Below are 15,700 nucleotides of genomic sequence, written 5' to 3'. Positions count from 1 at the left end.
CAAATAGTTGCGCCGCCTTGGCTATCCACATCGCACAGGGCGGCACAAATAACATGAGAACACCTATGACTAGCCATACTCTAGATCAATTCAATAGCAATAACGAAAAACTCAGCCCTTGGCCGTGGCAAGTCAACGATGCCGAGCTGTGCTTTGATATCGACTCATTAGGCAAAAAACTCAAAGATTTAAGCCAAGCCTGTTACTTAGTCAATCACAGTGAAAAAGGCTTAGGCATAGCGCAAACAGCCGAAGTGACCACAAGTGACAGCCAAGCGCCACTAGGCTCACACCCCGTCAGCGCCTTTGCGCCCGCCCTTGGCACCCAAAGTTTAGGCGACAGTAATTTTCGCCGCGTACACGGGGTTAAATACGCTTACTACGCCGGCGCTATGGCAAACGGTATTGCCTCGGAAGAACTGGTTATCGCCCTTGGCCAAGCGGGTATTTTGTGTTCGTTTGGCGCGGCGGGGTTAATCCCATCGCGCGTTGAAGCGGCCATTACTCGCATTCAAGCGGCGCTACCCAATGGTCCTTACGCCTTTAATTTAATTCACAGCCCAAGCGAGCCCGCATTAGAGCGCGGCAGTGTTGAGTTGTTCTTAAAACATAAAGTGCGCACGGTCGAAGCCTCGGCATTTTTAGGGTTAACGCCGCAAATCGTCTATTACCGCGCGGCGGGTTTGAGCCGCGACGAACATGGCGACATCGTCATTGGCAACAAAGTCATAGCCAAAATCAGCCGCACCGAAGTCGCGACTAAGTTTATGGAGCCGGCGCCGGCCAAAATCCTCCAGCAATTAGTAAGTGACGGCCTTATCAGCCAAGACCAAATGGCGATGGCATTGCTTGTGCCGATGGCGGACGACATCACAGCCGAAGCTGACTCTGGTGGTCATACCGACAATCGCCCGTTAGTCACGCTTTTACCGACGATTTTGGCGCTAAAAGATGAAATCCAAGCTAAGTATCAATACAAAACGCCCATCCGTGTGGGCGCAGGCGGCGGTGTCGGCACTCCCGATGCAGCATTAGCCACCTTCAACATGGGCGCGGCGTTTATCGTCACAGGTTCAATCAACCAAGCTTGCGTCGAAGCGGGCGCGAGTGAACACACTCGTAAGTTACTCGCCACCACAGAAATGGCCGATGTGACTATGGCGCCTGCAGCCGATATGTTCGAAATGGGCGTGAAATTACAAGTGGTTAAGCGCGGTACTTTGTTCCCAATGCGCGCCAATAAGCTTTATGAAATCTACACCCGTTACGATTCGATTGATGCCATCCCTGCGGACGAGCGTAAAAAACTCGAAGAGCAAGTGTTCCGCTCATCACTCGATGACATTTGGGCTGGCACAGTCGCCCACTTTAACGAGCGCGATCCTAAGCAAATCGAGCGCGCACTGGATAACCCCAAACGTAAGATGGCGCTGATTTTCCGCTGGTATTTGGGTCTGTCTAGCCGCTGGTCAAACACAGGCGAAATCGGCCGCGAAATGGATTACCAAATTTGGGCAGGCCCAGCGCTCGGCGCATTTAATGCGTGGGCCAAAGGCAGTTATTTAGATGACTATAAGGCCCGTAATGCGGTGGATTTAGCCAAACATTTAATGGTGGGCGCGGCGTATCAATCTCGGATTAACTTGCTGTTATCCCAAGGTGCGAGCATTCCAGTTAGCCTGCAGCGCTGGAAACCACTGAATCGTTTTTAAGCACTACGGAACAATAGATACATCAAGTAGGGACTCAACTCCCTGCTTGATGCAGTTTTCTTCTCTACCTCGTTAAATCGAAGCGCCTACGATAATCGAAGCGCCTACGTTATTGCCAATCTAATCTCTTGAGTTATAGGCTTTGTTTGTGCCAATGCAGCTAAGCACTGTCGCTCTAGTGGCACGCCGTGAACCCATCCCTGGGGGCTCAACGGAAAAGTCCCTTTTCCCGATGGCCACTGCCGCGATAGCGCTCGCCTGCAACTAATGGCATTAACTGTGACCATCCGCATACGGTCAAGCCTGACTAACAAGCCAATAGAATCTAAAGGGAAAACACCGTAAGATACCGACTCGTTAATCGAATTGTATGTACTGCTAGGATATGGATACCGCATGGCTCATCAAAGCTTAAACGACTTGCCCGTCTTAACCGACGACTTCGGCCTTTACACTACTTTTGTAGAAGGTATCGCTGAAGAGATACGTCAGAGTCAGGCACCTAAAACCATCGCTATTACAGGTTATTGGGGCAGCGGCAAGACCAGCGTTTTAGCGCAGTTATACGCACAGTTATTCGGTGAAAACCCACCTTCGATAAAGGGTGAAGCGGTTCCTACCTCTAACGATGCTACCCCGCATTACCATGGCGTATGGTTCGAAGCATGGCGCTATCAACATGAGCCTCAGCCCATTATCGCCCTTATGCATACTATGCGTCAGTCCTTCAGTCAGAAGAGAAAGCTTTTTGACCAAACGGGAAAAATACTCAATGTCAGTGCAGTAGCGGGGCTTAGTGTGCTTGATGGCGCGATCAAAATGTTAAGTGGGGGCATGGTTTCTGGCCTGGATAAGATCCCATACATCGGCGAAAAGTACGAAAGAGACAATTTACTCAGCCAACTCTCGACCGATCAGATCAATAATGCCCTCCGCACTGCCATTGATCACTTACTGACAAACAAAGTTAAGATAGGTGAGACAGATAGAAAATGTATTATTTTTATCGATGATCTTGATCGCTGTGATGCGGCAACAGCCAAAAAACTGCTAGAGGGCATCAAGGTTTACCTCAATCTGGAAAACTGTATTTTCGTGATTGCCATCGACCCCGCGCAGTTGGAAGCCAGCTTTAAGCTCGAACACGCGCAATTACGAAATACGGGCAATATACAAGATGTATCGAATCACGATGCAACTGAATATCTAGAAAAACTTTGCCAAGATGCCCACAGGTTGCCCATTGCCAGTCAACAGAATATTGCCGACTTTGTTGCGAATAATCTAAATAAAATACTGACAAATGAACACAACAAATATGTTGGCATTATTGCGGCAATAAAACTTGAACTCGAACAACAAAACTACCTGCCTGCCAATCCGCGACGCCTGAAAATGATCTGTAATCGTTTGGCTGCCTTTATCAGCAAAACCAGCGGCGAAAACCAAAATCAATACCATGCTCAATCCCTGCTGTTTCTCGCCAGTGCTTATGTGAGTTACAGAGAAATATACGAGATGCTCAGCGTTAGCGCTAAGTCAATTATTGATGTATTTAACTTTGCTACTAACGGTGAGTCTGAAATGTCAGCCTTCAAAAATCTCACAAATGTGAATACAAAGGCGCGCGGCGCATTTGTACATCCCAATAAAATCACTGAATTTCGCTTTACCAGCTTGCTAATAGAAAACAATGCTGACCTGCCTGCTTGGGGAGATTACCTGCATAACCTTATCCAATCCTATAATGCCGCCACTCCCGTAGAGGTCGAATAGTATGAAGTATTTCCCTGAATTTGAGCCCTCGGATAAAAGCAAATTTATTGACCTTTACCGTGAAGGATTTGACCGTTATTGCCGCCAATTAGCAGACTATTATGGTTGCCTGAATAATCAAGGCCTAGCTTTATTGGATGATGATGCCGATATAGATCAAGACAGTGCCTTTATCGATGATCTCTTCGTACTGCCAAGCTTTGGCAATAGTGCCACCAGCGCCGAGAACTTCGATGCTGCGCAGCAAACGCTGCAGGCCAAGGACAATATCAGCCTAGCCAAGCTGTTAGCTGCAAAACCACGGCAATTTATATTAGGCGACCCAGGGATAGGCAAAACGACTTTTCTGCATTGGCTGGCAATAAGCCTAGCCCACCATAGAAGTAACTATGTGCAACAGGCCATGGGGCCCTTACTGCCAATTCTTTTAAGGGTGAGGGATTTTCGTGCCTTTCTCACTGTGCACAATAATACGGAGCAATTTCTCACCAATATAAGGGGCTATTTAGGCTCCCTTGGTGAACTGTTGGATCTAGATAAGCTCACTGAGGCCATGGCCAATGGTCAGGTCTTACTGTTGGTCGACGGATTGGATGAAATCGGCAAGCAGGAAATGCTGAATCTGGGGCAAACTCTAGCAGCTCTGTTTAGCCAATATCCATCATGCCGATGCATTATGACCGCGCGGGTGGTCGGTTTTGACGCCTCTTTGCTTTGGCCCTTTGTCAATATTGATAACAATCAGCCACTAGATTTACACGAATTACATGAGGCGTATGAATTTGATATTCAGGCTAAAGATGGGCTTAACGTTAAGCGAGCCAATCCAAACAGACTTAAGCGTAAGACTGATGCATCCCAACTACATGACTTTCTGCTCTATTATATCCAGCCACTCAATAATGAGCAGCGACTCCAGTTTAGCCAAAAATGGTGCAAAATCTATGTAAACACTAGCGATGCACAAGCGCAGTTTATCGACGATCTACAGGCCGCTTTTGACGGTAACGATGCGCTCAATAACTTATCGCGCACTCCTGTACTGCTGAATATGATCTGCTTTATTCAACAACGCCGTGGTCGCCTGCCCAATGGTCGGGCAGAACTCTACCAGAAAATCATCGAGACCTATTTGGTTAGCATGGACAGGGCCAGAGGCATAAAAAATAACTTTATCGACAGCGAAGATTTCGACTATACCGACATACGCAACTGGCTAGCGAAACTGGCCTATGCGATGCAGTTAGGGAAGCTGAGTGAATTATTAGGTAAAACTGGTAACAACAATGTTCAAATTGAAAACCTCTATTTTGATAATGATGTTAGCCGCGTCACCAGCCTTACAGAAAGTGAACTGACAAGATTCTTCGCTAAAGAGCTAGAAGAAGTCTATGAAGATAAAGGCAAATGCCAGAAAACCGCCAAAAACTTAATCGATTATATCAAGCGCCGTACTGGCTTTTTGATCGACAGGGGGCAGGATGCCGAGCAAGGGCACGAGGCAGTATTTGCTTTCAGTCACTTGTCTTTTCAAGAATATTTTGCCGCCCACTTCATTAGCCAACAATGGTCACAGTTGAGTTGCAATGTAAAGTTAGTCGACTCCTTAACCTACAGCTGTAACAACCAAAGCTGGTTCGAATGCTGGCAGTTGGTGTTTGAAGATTATTCTCAAAACGGCAACAGCCGTCAGCAACACAGCCAATTCATCAAGAAACTATTTGGTTCAGTAGATCTGCTTGCTGAAAAATTCTCCGACAAAAGGAAGCGTTTTAGAGAGAAACCAGATTATGCACTCCATTTACTGAGTAAAATCATACTTAACCCTGCGGTCAAGCTAGCGCCCAACGACCGTCAAGGGCAAGCCACTGAATTGTGGATATATAACTTGCGCGAATTTTATAAAGGTTCGGCATCAATCTATACCCTATGGCCCGAGCTTTGCCGGGATTATGATAAGGTAGACAGTCTAAGCCGCAGGGCGATCGCAGCCGCCTTCGAACATTATGGGCATGAGAATGTATTAGGTCTCAATTTAAGCGGCGTGCAATCTGCTGATTTACGTCCATTGAAACTATGGCCCAACTTAAAGTATTTGATTTTAAATGATACCCAAGTTAATAACTTACAGTTATTGAAAGATTTTAAGCAACTGGACACTCTCGAATTCGATAATACCCAAGTCTCAGACTTAACACCGCTAACCCAGTTTACCGAGCTTAGAAGCCTATCTTTCTCAAACACAGCCGTATCTGATTTAACGCCGCTAACAGGGCTATCAAAACTAACAACTATTTATATGAACTACGGCCAAGTGGTCGAGTTAACGCCATTGGCGGAACTGCTAATGCTAAAGACTCTTATGCTCAATGGAACAAATGTGTCAGATTTATCGCCACTAACCAACTTAACTCAAATTGATTTTCTCGGATGCAACAATACAGATGTAGCAGATTTGACGCCGCTGGCGAAATTAACGGAGCTGACACTGCTTTGGCTAAATAACTCTCAGGTCTCGGACTTAGCATTTTTAGCAAGCATGCCAAACTTATGGTATTTAGAAGTAGCCAACACTTCTATCGCAGACCTAACGCCATTAGAAAAATTAATAGGGCTAAAGTGCCTTGATATATCCCACACTCAAGTGACCGATCTCACGCCACTGGCCAAACTACCAAGCTTAGTAGAAGTGTTAGCTAGCGGATGTAAGCTTGATGCGGCAAGCCTGCAAAACTTACCCGAACACATCAAAGTGCATCTTGATTGACGAGGATAGTTTGTTGATTTAATTCAATGATATTAGCAAGTCATGACGCTATCCGATTTGCACGGCTGCACTCGCTCGCATCTAGCACACTCGCATGATGGCTCATCAAAACAGGGAGGTTTTGATGACAGCAATCATTGAGCGCCGCGCGTTTTTAACCACAGTAATTGCTTGGCGTTAAAAAGCCCATAGAGAACAAGCCGACACTGATTAATTAATGAATTGATTCACGAATTAACAGTGTCGGCTTTTATTTGTCTTTACTTATGGACGACATCAGCTCACAGTCTTTGATTCAACGTATTAGGCTGAAACTCTTACCGAAGCTTAGGTAAAAATTGCCTACCCCTCTTTTAATTCACTCACACCATTTTAAATAAAATGATTTAAATTATATTTAAAATCAATTAACTACTTAAAATTTTTAAAGTTGGCATTAAGATCGCAATCAAGTAAGAGCCATTAGCCGTTACCTTACAAGTGACACAAACGGTCATGAGAAGGATTAATACAAGGGCAGGAGGTTATTATGCTAGGTTGGACATTAGTATTTCTAGTTGTTGCCGTGATTGCCGGGTTGTTAGGATTTGCTGGGATTGCTGGCGCAGCGGCGGGAATAGCGAAAATCATTTTCTTCATATTTATTGTGTTATTAGTGATTTCTCTGCTGATCAATGCCCTTAAGGGTAAATCACCGCGACTATAATTTTTTTAGAAAAGGAGATAGATATGAAACCATTTACCCTGATGACAAGTGCAGCATTCGCATTATTACTCGCCCTAGGTTTAACGGCCTGTAGTGATAACAAAGCCGAAGACGCGGGCGAAAAAATCGATGAAGTAATGACTGATACAGGTAACGCTATCGAAGATGCCTGTGAAGAAGTCAAAGAAGGTGTTAAAGCTAAAGATACTAAGTGCTAAACAAATCTCACTTTAGGGTGGCAATAGACTCGTCTACTGCCACCCTTTTGGTTTAGACTCGCTCATTTCTGCATCTCTCATCTCGACATCTATCCATTCAAGTGCAACGATTTTAACCAAGAACAATGGCATTGGAGGACTTGCATGCTAACGAAGATCCACATCAAATATTTGTACACTGCAGGTGCAGTATTGTTAGCCTATTTTGCAGTAACAGACACTTCTCCCCTGCTCACTTTCATTTGTGCATGGACAAGTCTGTCACTGTTTTTAGTCGGTTCAGCCTATTGGTTTAATCTCGCCAGTATTTTTAGAAAACGCCAAGATGGCACTATCCCTTGGTATATTCGTTGGGGTTTTATTCCCTTTTTATTAGGTAGTCGACTCTATAACCACTGGGCCAGAAAATACGATTCAGTACCACCCATGCAGAGGATTGATGAACATCTGTATCTCGGCTGTAGACTCTTTTCCGCAGATCTGGAAAAGATTAAAGCCAATAAGATCACTGCCATTCTGGATGTCACCGCTGAATTTGATGGCTTAGATTGGTCGCAATTTGAAGATCATATCGAGTATTTAAATATTCCCATCCTCGACCATAGCGTACCGACCAGCGCCCAACTCAATCAAGCCGTTAACTGGCTGCACCGCCAAGTGCGCGCCAATAAACAGGTACTCATCCACTGTGCTATGGGTCGTGGCCGCTCAGTGCTGGTACTCGCCGCTTATTTGGTTTGTAAAGATAAACAACAGCACTTCGCCGAAGTACTGCAGCAGATAAAGCAAATCCGCAAAACCGCTGGCTTAAACAAATGGCAATTACGCGCGCTTGATCGCATGCTCAGTCAAGGGAAAATTAACATCCACAAAGTGGCGTGGATTATCGCCAACCCAGTTTCTGGTGGCGGGAAATGGCAAGAATACAGCGAGCAAATCAAAGATGAACTCAAAGCCTATTTTGACCTGACTTTAAAACTCACAACAGCAGACGAAACTGCAAATATCTTCGCCGAGCAAGCCCGTAATGCAGGCGCTGATATCATTATCGCCTGTGGTGGCGATGGTACTGTGACTGAAGTGGCCTCTCAAATCGTTGATACGGATATCGTCTTAGGCATCATTCCTCTTGGCACAACTAATGCCCTCAGCCATGCCCTCTTTGGTTTAGGCAGTAAGCTTATTCCTATCTCTCAGGCGCTGGATAATATTATTCAAGGGCATTGCCAAGCCATTGATACCGCGCGTTGTAATGAGGCGTTAGTGTTGTTGCTTGTGGGCATAGGGTTTGAGCAACAAATGATTGAATCCGCAAACCGTGAGCGTAAAAATGCCCTCGGCCAGTTTGCCTACCTCGATGGCTTATGGCGCGCAGTGAATGCCGATATCACTTTAACCATCCAGCTCAGCTTAGATGATGCAAAACCCACAACATTGACGACCCATAGCCTAATCGTTGCCAATGCCGCACCGTTTACCAGCGTGTTGGCGCAGGGCGATGGCGAACCAAACATGACCGACGGTTTGCTCGACATTACTTGGTTGGATGCTGGCGATGAACCCAAAGAGCAGTTGCTTAGCCTCGCTGAATTAGCGATTGCAGGATGGGTAAAAGAAGGCAATAAAAATGTGCGAGATCAACAAGCGAGTGCAAGTAAAGTCCATCATGCACATGCTAAAAAGGTCACCATCAGCAGCCAGCCTAAGTGTAAATATGTGATTGATGGTGAAGTATTTGAGCCAGCGGATCTCACTATTGAAGTCCAGCCAGCATCTCTTAAAGTGTTTGTTCCTTATCAGGAAACCACAGAGCAAGATGAGTGATCGTTGTGGAGGACATCCAGCCTAACTTTTTAGGCTGGATGACTGGGCATTTATAGAACGAACAAAAAATATAAAATATTCAACAAAATAAATATAACCAGCAGAACCAGTACCCGCATGAAATTAAATTCACTACCTTTGGGAAGTGATTTTTGAGTGGTGTTACTAAAATCCTGAAATTTACAGTCTATTGCCTGCGCACATTGCTGTAGAACTTGTTGTAATTCCTTTCTATCAGTACTGTCACCCAATATCAATTGAGCACCGTTGGGCTGGTGCAATTCTAAATAAGCCAGATAATGTTGGACAGTATCTTCCGCTTGGCGATTGCGGCTGATCTGATGCCAGCGGGTGATTTGCAGCTGATAAAGTTGCACTGCTTTGATGTCCGAAAAGGCATAGGAACGCCACCGCCACAATCCCATATACCTCCCATTGAATAAACCTTTACCGAGCCACAATTGCTGTTGCTCAGCATCTAACCAACACTGTTGCTGAACAAACGCAGTCGGTAACACGGGTAACAATAGAAACAGTGTTACCCAGCCGAGAACGAGCTGTAGTATCGGATCGGGTTGTAAATAGGTTGCTCTGGCGCAGAGTAAACCAAGCAGTAATAACCCAGCAGCAAACAGCCATAATAGAGGTCGGTACTGAGTACTCAGAGTTTGAATATAAAATGCATTTTTAGAAGGTTGATTGAGTTTCACTGAACTTGTTCCTTGTTCCTTGTTCCTTGTTCCTTGTTCCAAAAATTATCTCACCATTCAATATTGACCTGTGCCAGTAACAATAAGAGGCATTGATAGTTTGCACAATCAACACCTAACTCATTTCTAGACGCTTTCGAGTTAAACCAAAGACTCACATCAACGTAAATACCAGTTGCGATATAACTCATACTGCAAATATAAGCTGCAACTTTGCAGTTGCAGCTAAGGTGTTATTGACCCGCAGCAGTATCCTCACCGGTCCAGAGTCGCATGATGCGATAAGGCGGTTTGGCTGTTTCGGCTTTTCCATTAAAGGCTTTTGCTTTATGCAATTGATTCACTGAAATATATAACCAGCCTGTTTCACCAAATTGCACACTATCTGGAAAATCCAGTAGTGGAGAACTGACCGCTGTTGTTAGTGTGCCTTTGTTATCTAGCATGGAAATGGCATTGTGGTTCAAATTGGTAAAGTAATGATTACCTTGTTTGGACGTTGCTGCGCCATCTGATACAGGCTTGGCTCCGACTAATTTTACCGTGGCGATAATTTTATCATTATTGCCTGTTTGTAAAGCTGCAGTCGATAACTGATACCAGTGAGTGCCATTCATTGCACCATAATAGAGTGTACTTCCGTCGGCAGATAAACTGATTGGATTGACCGCTACACTGGCGACTTTGCCATTAAACAATGTTGTTTTGTTATCTATGTTCATTACTGCATCCGTTTCGGCCTGCAGCGAGCTATGACCTGAAAAACGTATTGTATGACCATCGTCGATACGCACCGCTAAGAGGCCAGGGTTGGCGATATCAGCTAAATAAATCCAGCCTTTTTGAGAGTCGACAACCAAATCCTGCATAAAGCTGCCTTTAGGCGCGAGAGCTTGTGGTAGGACGATTTGTTTATATAGACTGCCGTCCTTAATGTTGAATCCCCAAATCCTTGTTTGGCCTAATTCTAACCCCATATCTGCGGTCCAGAGGTGTCCAGCCTTGTCCTGAGCAATACCTAATAAGGTATCAAATTGAGCAGTATTGGCTGTCGATGTTTTTTGCAAATCCATTGAAGGCCAAGCTTTATAAGCGTTGGTCTCACGATTAACTTCAATCAATTGCAAACCTGATGGTGTATCAAATGGATGTACTGTGGCAAAAATCCGACCTTGTGCAGTGACGCTGACATTGCCAGGTCGTATTGGCAATTCAGCGACTGTTTCAAGACTTCCTACTGCTGGGGTGGCGTTTACAAAACTACTGGCTGTCAAAGAAAGCCATAATGCTGTTGTTAATAAGTGTTTCATATTCTATCTCCGCTTTTTCTGTTTAAGGGCTGTAGAATAGGAGTTATTATTTACAAAAAAAAGAGTATAAAACTTAGCTCTGTTTCAATATTAATTTGATAATTAATGTTTATTCAGCAGTCGTTTCACCGGTCTCGACTTGCTGCTCGTACTTGCTAAGCTTGTTGTAGAGGGTTTTAACGCTGATCCCCAGTTGTTCGGCGGTATCCGTTTTATTACCTTGAGTGGTTTCTAGTGCTTGATAAATAGCGATTCTCTCTAAATCATCTAAGCGCATGCCTTGGGGGATAACAACTTGTTCACCACCACATAAACCCACTTCATTCGTCTGAGGTAGCTGTAAATGGCTGGGTAAAATATCCTGATCGGCCAGAATATAGGCTCGCTCAATTGCATGTTTTAATTCGCGCACATTACCAGACCAAGGGTACTTAGCAATCATCTGAATACAGTCTTCAGCTAAGCTCTTATTCTGCTTTTCGGCCACGTTACGATAGGCAAGAAAATGCTGCGCAAGCCCAATAATATCCTCGCCACGTTCCCGTAAGGGCGGAACGCGAATGGGAAACTGGGCCAAACGAAAGTACAAATCTTCTCGAAATAGCCCTGCCTCTATCGCCACTATGGGATCACGGTTAGTCGCTGCCACAATACGTACGTTTGCACGTTGCACTTTGTCGCCACCCACAGGACGATACTCGCTATTTTCCAACACTCTGAGTAACTTCACTTGATGATCAATCGGCATTTCGGTGACTTCATCGAGAAACAAGGTCCCGCCTTCAGCCTGTTCAAATACGCCTTTGTGATCCCGATTCGCCCCCGTAAATGCGCCTTTGACATGACCAAACAGCTCACTGTCGACCAATTCTGGGCTTAATGCACCACAGTTAATCGCAATAAAAGGCTCGTTCACCCTAGGGCTGGCAAGATGTATGGTATTAGCAACCAGTTCTTTCCCGACCCCACTTTCCCCAATAATCAGCACATTACTGCCTGTCGCAGAGACGCGACGAATTGTGCGATATAGCTTGTGCATAGGAGCTGATGAACCAACAAGCAAACCGTATTGGTCTAGCTCGCTAGCAAAAGGATGCTGTCGATTAGGCGATGATGCTAAATACTGTGCAAAATCAGCAAAAATTTCGCTGATTAGCGGCATATCGTAAGGTTTGCGAAAGTGGTAACCAGCAAAATGAGACATTAACTGATCAAGATTGGGGTTTGGCTGACCGTCGGAGAGAAAAATAAACTCAATATTTGACATGGCCGCATTATCCAGCAGCACAAGGTAATCTTCACGACTAAGACTGGATAACTCAATAATGGCAACATCGACGTGATTTGCCCCTAGCTGCTCTATCCAAGGCAAGTCATCGACACTGCGTAGCTTATTAAAGTCAGCAGCACCAGCAAGTTCGATGATTGCTTGCTCGGCGCTAACATCCTGCAAGTGATAAAAAAGTGTCAGTCGAGCCATGCGTATCTACTCCCTGTATGAAAAACTACTGTATGTCAGCCATGAAATTTTAACAACAGCAACGGTAATAGTTGCCGATGTTCTAAGATGATATCTCGATGAACTGAGAATATCAGTCTAAAAATCAGCCTGTTAAAATATCATTAAAAACGAGAACAGAATATGCATGGTAGCTGAACGAAACAAAATCAGTTTACCCAAGCAGTTAAACAATCTATGTCGAACACTGGCATTAGGAGGCCCATAATGAAGTCTAATGTTGTGCAACATCAGACTGATATCCGCGCCGATATCATGTTGATCGATGAAATCATCAAGCTGAATCAGGAAGGACTCACATTTTACAACCAAGCGAGAAGGTATGTCGAAGACTATAATCTTAAGCGTGTTTTTTCCGCCAAAGCTAACATCCACCAACGAATGTTAACTCGGTTTGAACAGCTGAGACGTTTGGCTGACGAGCCAATTAATGGCCTAAGTCACACCGTGCCCGTCACTTATACTCAAGCAACAGAATTGCTGCAACAGTGCCAAATTTCGCAGGCTATGACCGCCCTTGTCGATATAGAGCAGCAAGTGCTAATCCAAATAAAACAAGCAGTAAGGCAAGCGCATCAGCCACAACTTGTAAACCAACTTGCAGAGGGCGCCGCTTGGCTGCAAATGAGTTACGACGGTACAGGATCGCTCAATCACCATTAATTCCCTGTCGCTAAGTGAGCCATATTTAACCGACTCCCCTCCACTTTTACTACAGACATAATACCGCACTGATGAGTGCGGTTTTTTATGCTCGAATGATGGCTCAACATGCCAGAAAAAATTACATTTTGTCGGTAAAAAAGACCGACCTAAAGGAAAATGCCAAGGTATAAAAACGCCAGAAAAAACAATTAAACCATTAAAAATCATAATTTTAAAAACATTGGCACGATTGGCGCATTACCTAGCTTCGAGAAAACAACGGAGGATATGATTATGAAAACTACAACAGCATCAGTACTAGTGGCTTTACTTGTCGGTTCAATCAGTTTAAATGTGGCCGCCGCCCAAGATTGGAAAGGCGGAACCAAGGATGCGTGGATCGATGGAAAAGCAGAAACCACTTTACTGCTCAACACGAATCTCAATTCCTTCGACATCATTACAGATGTCAAAGATGGTAAAGTGACGTTAACAGGTAAAGTGGAAAGCAGTGTGGATAAAGCCCTCGCCACAGAGCTCATCAAGAGCTTAGATGGGGTGAAAGATGTCGATAACCAACTCACTGTGATGAATGAAAAAGAAGGCACCAGTGAAGTTGTTGCCACCTTAACTGACTCTAAAGTTGCCACAGTCATCAAAACGCGTTTACTGTTTTCAACTGACGTATCCGGCACCCAAATTAATGTGGATGTTGCCAATGGCATAGTCACATTGAAAGGTGAAGTTACCAGCGATGCAGAACGTCAGTTAGCACTGAAAATTGCCGAAAATACCGACGATGTGAAAAAGGTCGTTGATAAAATTAAAGTTGTTAAAAAAGTGTCTTAACTCTCGCGACAACGGCATTTTTTAAATTAAACGTATTTTAAGTAACAGCACACCGATCTAGACTCAAGGTTCGATAGTGCTTTATGAAAAAAGAATCAAAAAAACCAGCCTCAGCTGGTTTTTTTATGTCCATTTTCAGACTCAATCGAAAAGACTTACTCGCTTAAATTAAGAAGGGTGAATTCAGATGACTCGAATGATCATAAAGGAGAAGAGTTACAGAACACTGAGCTAAAACGCAGGCGTTACTCAAGCTTCAAAGCCAAACTAAGCTTCAAAGTCAAACTGGAATACATAAAAATGTTGGCCATTCTCAATATTGATGGTCATAGTGCCAGTTAACCCCAGCAACTCCCCCGCCCCAGAATGGGGTATCACTTCTAAGATCAGACGATTTTGTCCATCGGTCATAATGCCAAAATGTTGTAATACAAAACTGCCCTGCTTACCGCACAAATTACCAACCACTTGTTCAATGGCCACATAGCCAGCTGAGCCCTTGACTGACGTCATAGCACTGAGCATTTCCCCTTTGCTGCGACCCTCAAGCTCACCATAAAAGGTTTTATCTAAGCCCATACGTCCTAACGTCACACCACCAATACCAGTAGCATAGGGGCTATCAGGAGTGAGCTTAACATCAAATTTCCCAGTGATTTTGCTAACTTGCATGACACTCTCCTTGTCGAAATCTTATGCTGACCTATTACCTGCTAACGCTTGCTATTGAAGCAAACATCACCCACTGACCGAAAAACAACTTAGCATAAGCCTGCGTAGATCCATAATGGCATTTACACGCTACTTATGTATGCTGGTCTCACTCACTACCATCTCTATGGTTTTGACTATTTCAGGGCTTTCAGACATAGGTTGGTCAGACGCTCTATCGCGATAAGTCACAGCAATTTTGAATGGGGCTTCAAAAGGATAAACAGGTTCAATACTATCAACTTCGATTCGATCGCCAAGCATGACACTGCCTAAGTGTTTCAAGCTATTGTGTTTAAAATCCAGATTAAACAATCCAAGATACCAAAATACGCCTGAACCTTGAGTCGTCACAATAAAGGGCGCCACAAAGGGCATAGTTTGCATTTTAGGATCATCTTGAATCGGTGCGTCACTTTGGGTGTCCGGCTCTAGAGCTGGATCGAAATTTAACGGTGTAATGCGCAAGTAATCGAGTAATGCTCGACCTTTTACCTCACCATCTTGGTAGTCGCCCATAGCAAACTCTGTTTGCTTGATCTTAATAAAATGTGTCAGTGCAACGGACTTGTCGCCCTCAGGCAGCGTTATTTCAACAGGATTGGCGGTATTTAAGCTAAAGAGTTTGAGCATCACTTCCGATGCATTCGCCACAGGCTTTACCTCAAAAGGTGTCACAGTTTCGATCTCATTCGCCTGAGCCTGAGTTTTTTCATGCGCCATGGCCTCATCGTATTGCATCACCTGTCCATCTTCCATCACCATATAAATATCATCATTGGTCATGTTGAAACGGTAAATACCCGCAGCAAGTAAGGCTAATACCACTAAGGTTGCCGCTATGGTTAATTTTACAAACGTACTCATCTTCTCTCCCCAATCGCGCTCGTTATGCGCTACTTTTCTAACACCGATAAACTTCAAATCAATGTCGGAGCAGTATTACAGATACT

Annotated in this window: 13 protein-coding genes; 8 read left to right on the top strand and 5 right to left on the bottom strand. The window is 44.5% G+C overall.

Translation table 11 applies throughout. The features are described 5' to 3' along the window. Window positions 1–65 precede the first annotated feature (65 nt). The 6 genes from pfaD (at window position 66) to L5M11_RS03405 (ending at window position 9,003) form a co-directional block, all read left to right on the top strand. A complete protein-coding gene (gene pfaD, locus L5M11_RS03430; protein ID WP_263191448.1) occupies window positions 66–1,712 on the top strand; it encodes an eicosapentaenoate synthase subunit PfaD in 1,647 nt (548 codons plus the stop codon). Between the two features lie 396 nt (window positions 1,713–2,108). Further along, window positions 2,109–3,488 (top strand): KAP family NTPase, encoded by a 1,380-nt coding sequence (locus L5M11_RS03425; protein WP_263191368.1) that lies wholly within the window; start codon window positions 2,109–2,111, stop codon window positions 3,486–3,488. A 1-nt stretch (window position 3,489) separates the two neighbouring features. Continuing rightward, the gene (locus tag L5M11_RS03420) at window positions 3,490–6,255 is read left to right on the top strand and encodes an NACHT domain-containing protein (protein WP_263191366.1); all 2,766 of its coding nucleotides are present in this window, start codon (window positions 3,490–3,492) and stop codon (window positions 6,253–6,255) included. Window positions 6,256–6,784: 529 nt separating this feature from the next. Further along, the gene (locus L5M11_RS03415) at window positions 6,785–6,961 is read left to right on the top strand and encodes a DUF1328 family protein (RefSeq protein WP_028760636.1); all 177 of its coding nucleotides are present in this window, start codon (window positions 6,785–6,787) and stop codon (window positions 6,959–6,961) included. Between the two features lie 23 nt (window positions 6,962–6,984). Next, the gene (locus tag L5M11_RS03410; RefSeq protein ID WP_028760637.1) at window positions 6,985–7,179 is read left to right on the top strand and encodes a hypothetical protein; all 195 of its coding nucleotides are present in this window, start codon (window positions 6,985–6,987) and stop codon (window positions 7,177–7,179) included. A gap of 144 nt (window positions 7,180–7,323) precedes the next feature. Beyond that, window positions 7,324–9,003, top strand: a complete 1,680-nt coding sequence (locus L5M11_RS03405) for a diacylglycerol kinase family protein (RefSeq protein WP_263191364.1) — start codon at window positions 7,324–7,326, stop codon at window positions 9,001–9,003. A gap of 50 nt (window positions 9,004–9,053) precedes the next feature. Here L5M11_RS03405 and L5M11_RS03400 read toward each other — a convergent pair whose 3' ends face one another. The 3 genes from L5M11_RS03400 to L5M11_RS03390 all read right to left on the bottom strand — a co-directional run bounded on the left by L5M11_RS03400 (window position 9,054) and on the right by L5M11_RS03390 (window position 12,503). Continuing rightward, window positions 9,054–9,713 carry a hypothetical protein gene (locus L5M11_RS03400; RefSeq protein WP_173245898.1) on the bottom strand — a complete coding sequence of 220 codons (660 nt, stop codon included), beginning with the start codon at window positions 9,711–9,713 and terminating at the stop codon, window positions 9,054–9,056. 233 nt (window positions 9,714–9,946) lie between these two features. After that, the gene (locus L5M11_RS03395; protein WP_263160693.1) at window positions 9,947–11,023 is read right to left on the bottom strand and encodes a major royal jelly family protein; all 1,077 of its coding nucleotides are present in this window, start codon (window positions 11,021–11,023) and stop codon (window positions 9,947–9,949) included. Between the two features lie 109 nt (window positions 11,024–11,132). After that, the gene (locus tag L5M11_RS03390; protein WP_263191362.1) at window positions 11,133–12,503 is read right to left on the bottom strand and encodes a sigma-54 interaction domain-containing protein; all 1,371 of its coding nucleotides are present in this window, start codon (window positions 12,501–12,503) and stop codon (window positions 11,133–11,135) included. A 246-nt stretch (window positions 12,504–12,749) separates the two neighbouring features. Between L5M11_RS03390 and L5M11_RS03385 the strand changes: the two genes are divergently transcribed. Next, window positions 12,750–13,205 carry a glutamyl-tRNA reductase gene (locus L5M11_RS03385; protein ID WP_263191361.1) on the top strand — a complete coding sequence of 152 codons (456 nt, stop codon included), beginning with the start codon at window positions 12,750–12,752 and terminating at the stop codon, window positions 13,203–13,205. 276 nt (window positions 13,206–13,481) lie between these two features. After that, complete coding sequence (locus tag L5M11_RS03380) at window positions 13,482–14,036, top strand: BON domain-containing protein (RefSeq protein ID WP_263191359.1); 555 nt, start codon at window positions 13,482–13,484, stop codon at window positions 14,034–14,036. A 267-nt stretch (window positions 14,037–14,303) separates the two neighbouring features. On the opposite strand, the gene L5M11_RS03375 is transcribed toward L5M11_RS03380, so the two are convergent. Continuing rightward, window positions 14,304–14,708, bottom strand: a complete 405-nt coding sequence (locus tag L5M11_RS03375; RefSeq protein ID WP_263191356.1) for a DUF3224 domain-containing protein — start codon at window positions 14,706–14,708, stop codon at window positions 14,304–14,306. A gap of 129 nt (window positions 14,709–14,837) precedes the next feature. Further along, window positions 14,838–15,614 carry a hypothetical protein gene (locus L5M11_RS03370; RefSeq protein ID WP_263191355.1) on the bottom strand — a complete coding sequence of 259 codons (777 nt, stop codon included), beginning with the start codon at window positions 15,612–15,614 and terminating at the stop codon, window positions 14,838–14,840. Window positions 15,615–15,700: the final 86 nt, after the last annotated feature.

The sequence above is a fragment of the Shewanella sp. SM87 genome (genome assembly GCF_025653705.1).
Classification (GTDB): Bacteria; Pseudomonadota; Gammaproteobacteria; order Enterobacterales; family Shewanellaceae; genus Shewanella; species Shewanella oncorhynchi.
The sequence above is the reverse complement of the archived record's forward strand: the minus strand, read 5'-3'. Positions and strand labels throughout refer to the sequence as shown.

Excerpts from the sequence above, each read along its gene's own strand:
- L5M11_RS03410 (WP_028760637.1), top strand. The coding sequence starts at position 6,985 with ATGAAACCATTTACCCTGATGACAAGTGCAGCATTCGCATTATTACTC.
- L5M11_RS03380 (WP_263191359.1), top strand. The coding sequence starts at position 13,482 with ATGAAAACTACAACAGCATCAGTACTAGTGGCTTTACTTGTCGGTTCA.
- L5M11_RS03425 (WP_263191368.1), top strand. The coding sequence starts at position 2,109 with ATGGCTCATCAAAGCTTAAACGACTTGCCCGTCTTAACCGACGACTTC.
- L5M11_RS03385 (WP_263191361.1), top strand. The coding sequence starts at position 12,750 with ATGAAGTCTAATGTTGTGCAACATCAGACTGATATCCGCGCCGATATC.
- L5M11_RS03375 (WP_263191356.1), bottom strand. The coding sequence starts at position 14,708 with ATGCAAGTTAGCAAAATCACTGGGAAATTTGATGTTAAGCTCACTCCT.
- L5M11_RS03420 (WP_263191366.1), top strand. The coding sequence starts at position 3,490 with ATGAAGTATTTCCCTGAATTTGAGCCCTCGGATAAAAGCAAATTTATT.
- L5M11_RS03390 (WP_263191362.1), bottom strand. The coding sequence starts at position 12,503 with ATGGCTCGACTGACACTTTTTTATCACTTGCAGGATGTTAGCGCCGAG.
- L5M11_RS03395 (WP_263160693.1), bottom strand. The coding sequence starts at position 11,023 with ATGAAACACTTATTAACAACAGCATTATGGCTTTCTTTGACAGCCAGT.
- pfaD (WP_263191448.1), top strand. The coding sequence starts at position 66 with ATGACTAGCCATACTCTAGATCAATTCAATAGCAATAACGAAAAACTC.
- L5M11_RS03415 (WP_028760636.1), top strand. The coding sequence starts at position 6,785 with ATGCTAGGTTGGACATTAGTATTTCTAGTTGTTGCCGTGATTGCCGGG.
- L5M11_RS03405 (WP_263191364.1), top strand. The coding sequence starts at position 7,324 with ATGCTAACGAAGATCCACATCAAATATTTGTACACTGCAGGTGCAGTA.
- L5M11_RS03370 (WP_263191355.1), bottom strand. The coding sequence starts at position 15,614 with ATGAGTACGTTTGTAAAATTAACCATAGCGGCAACCTTAGTGGTATTA.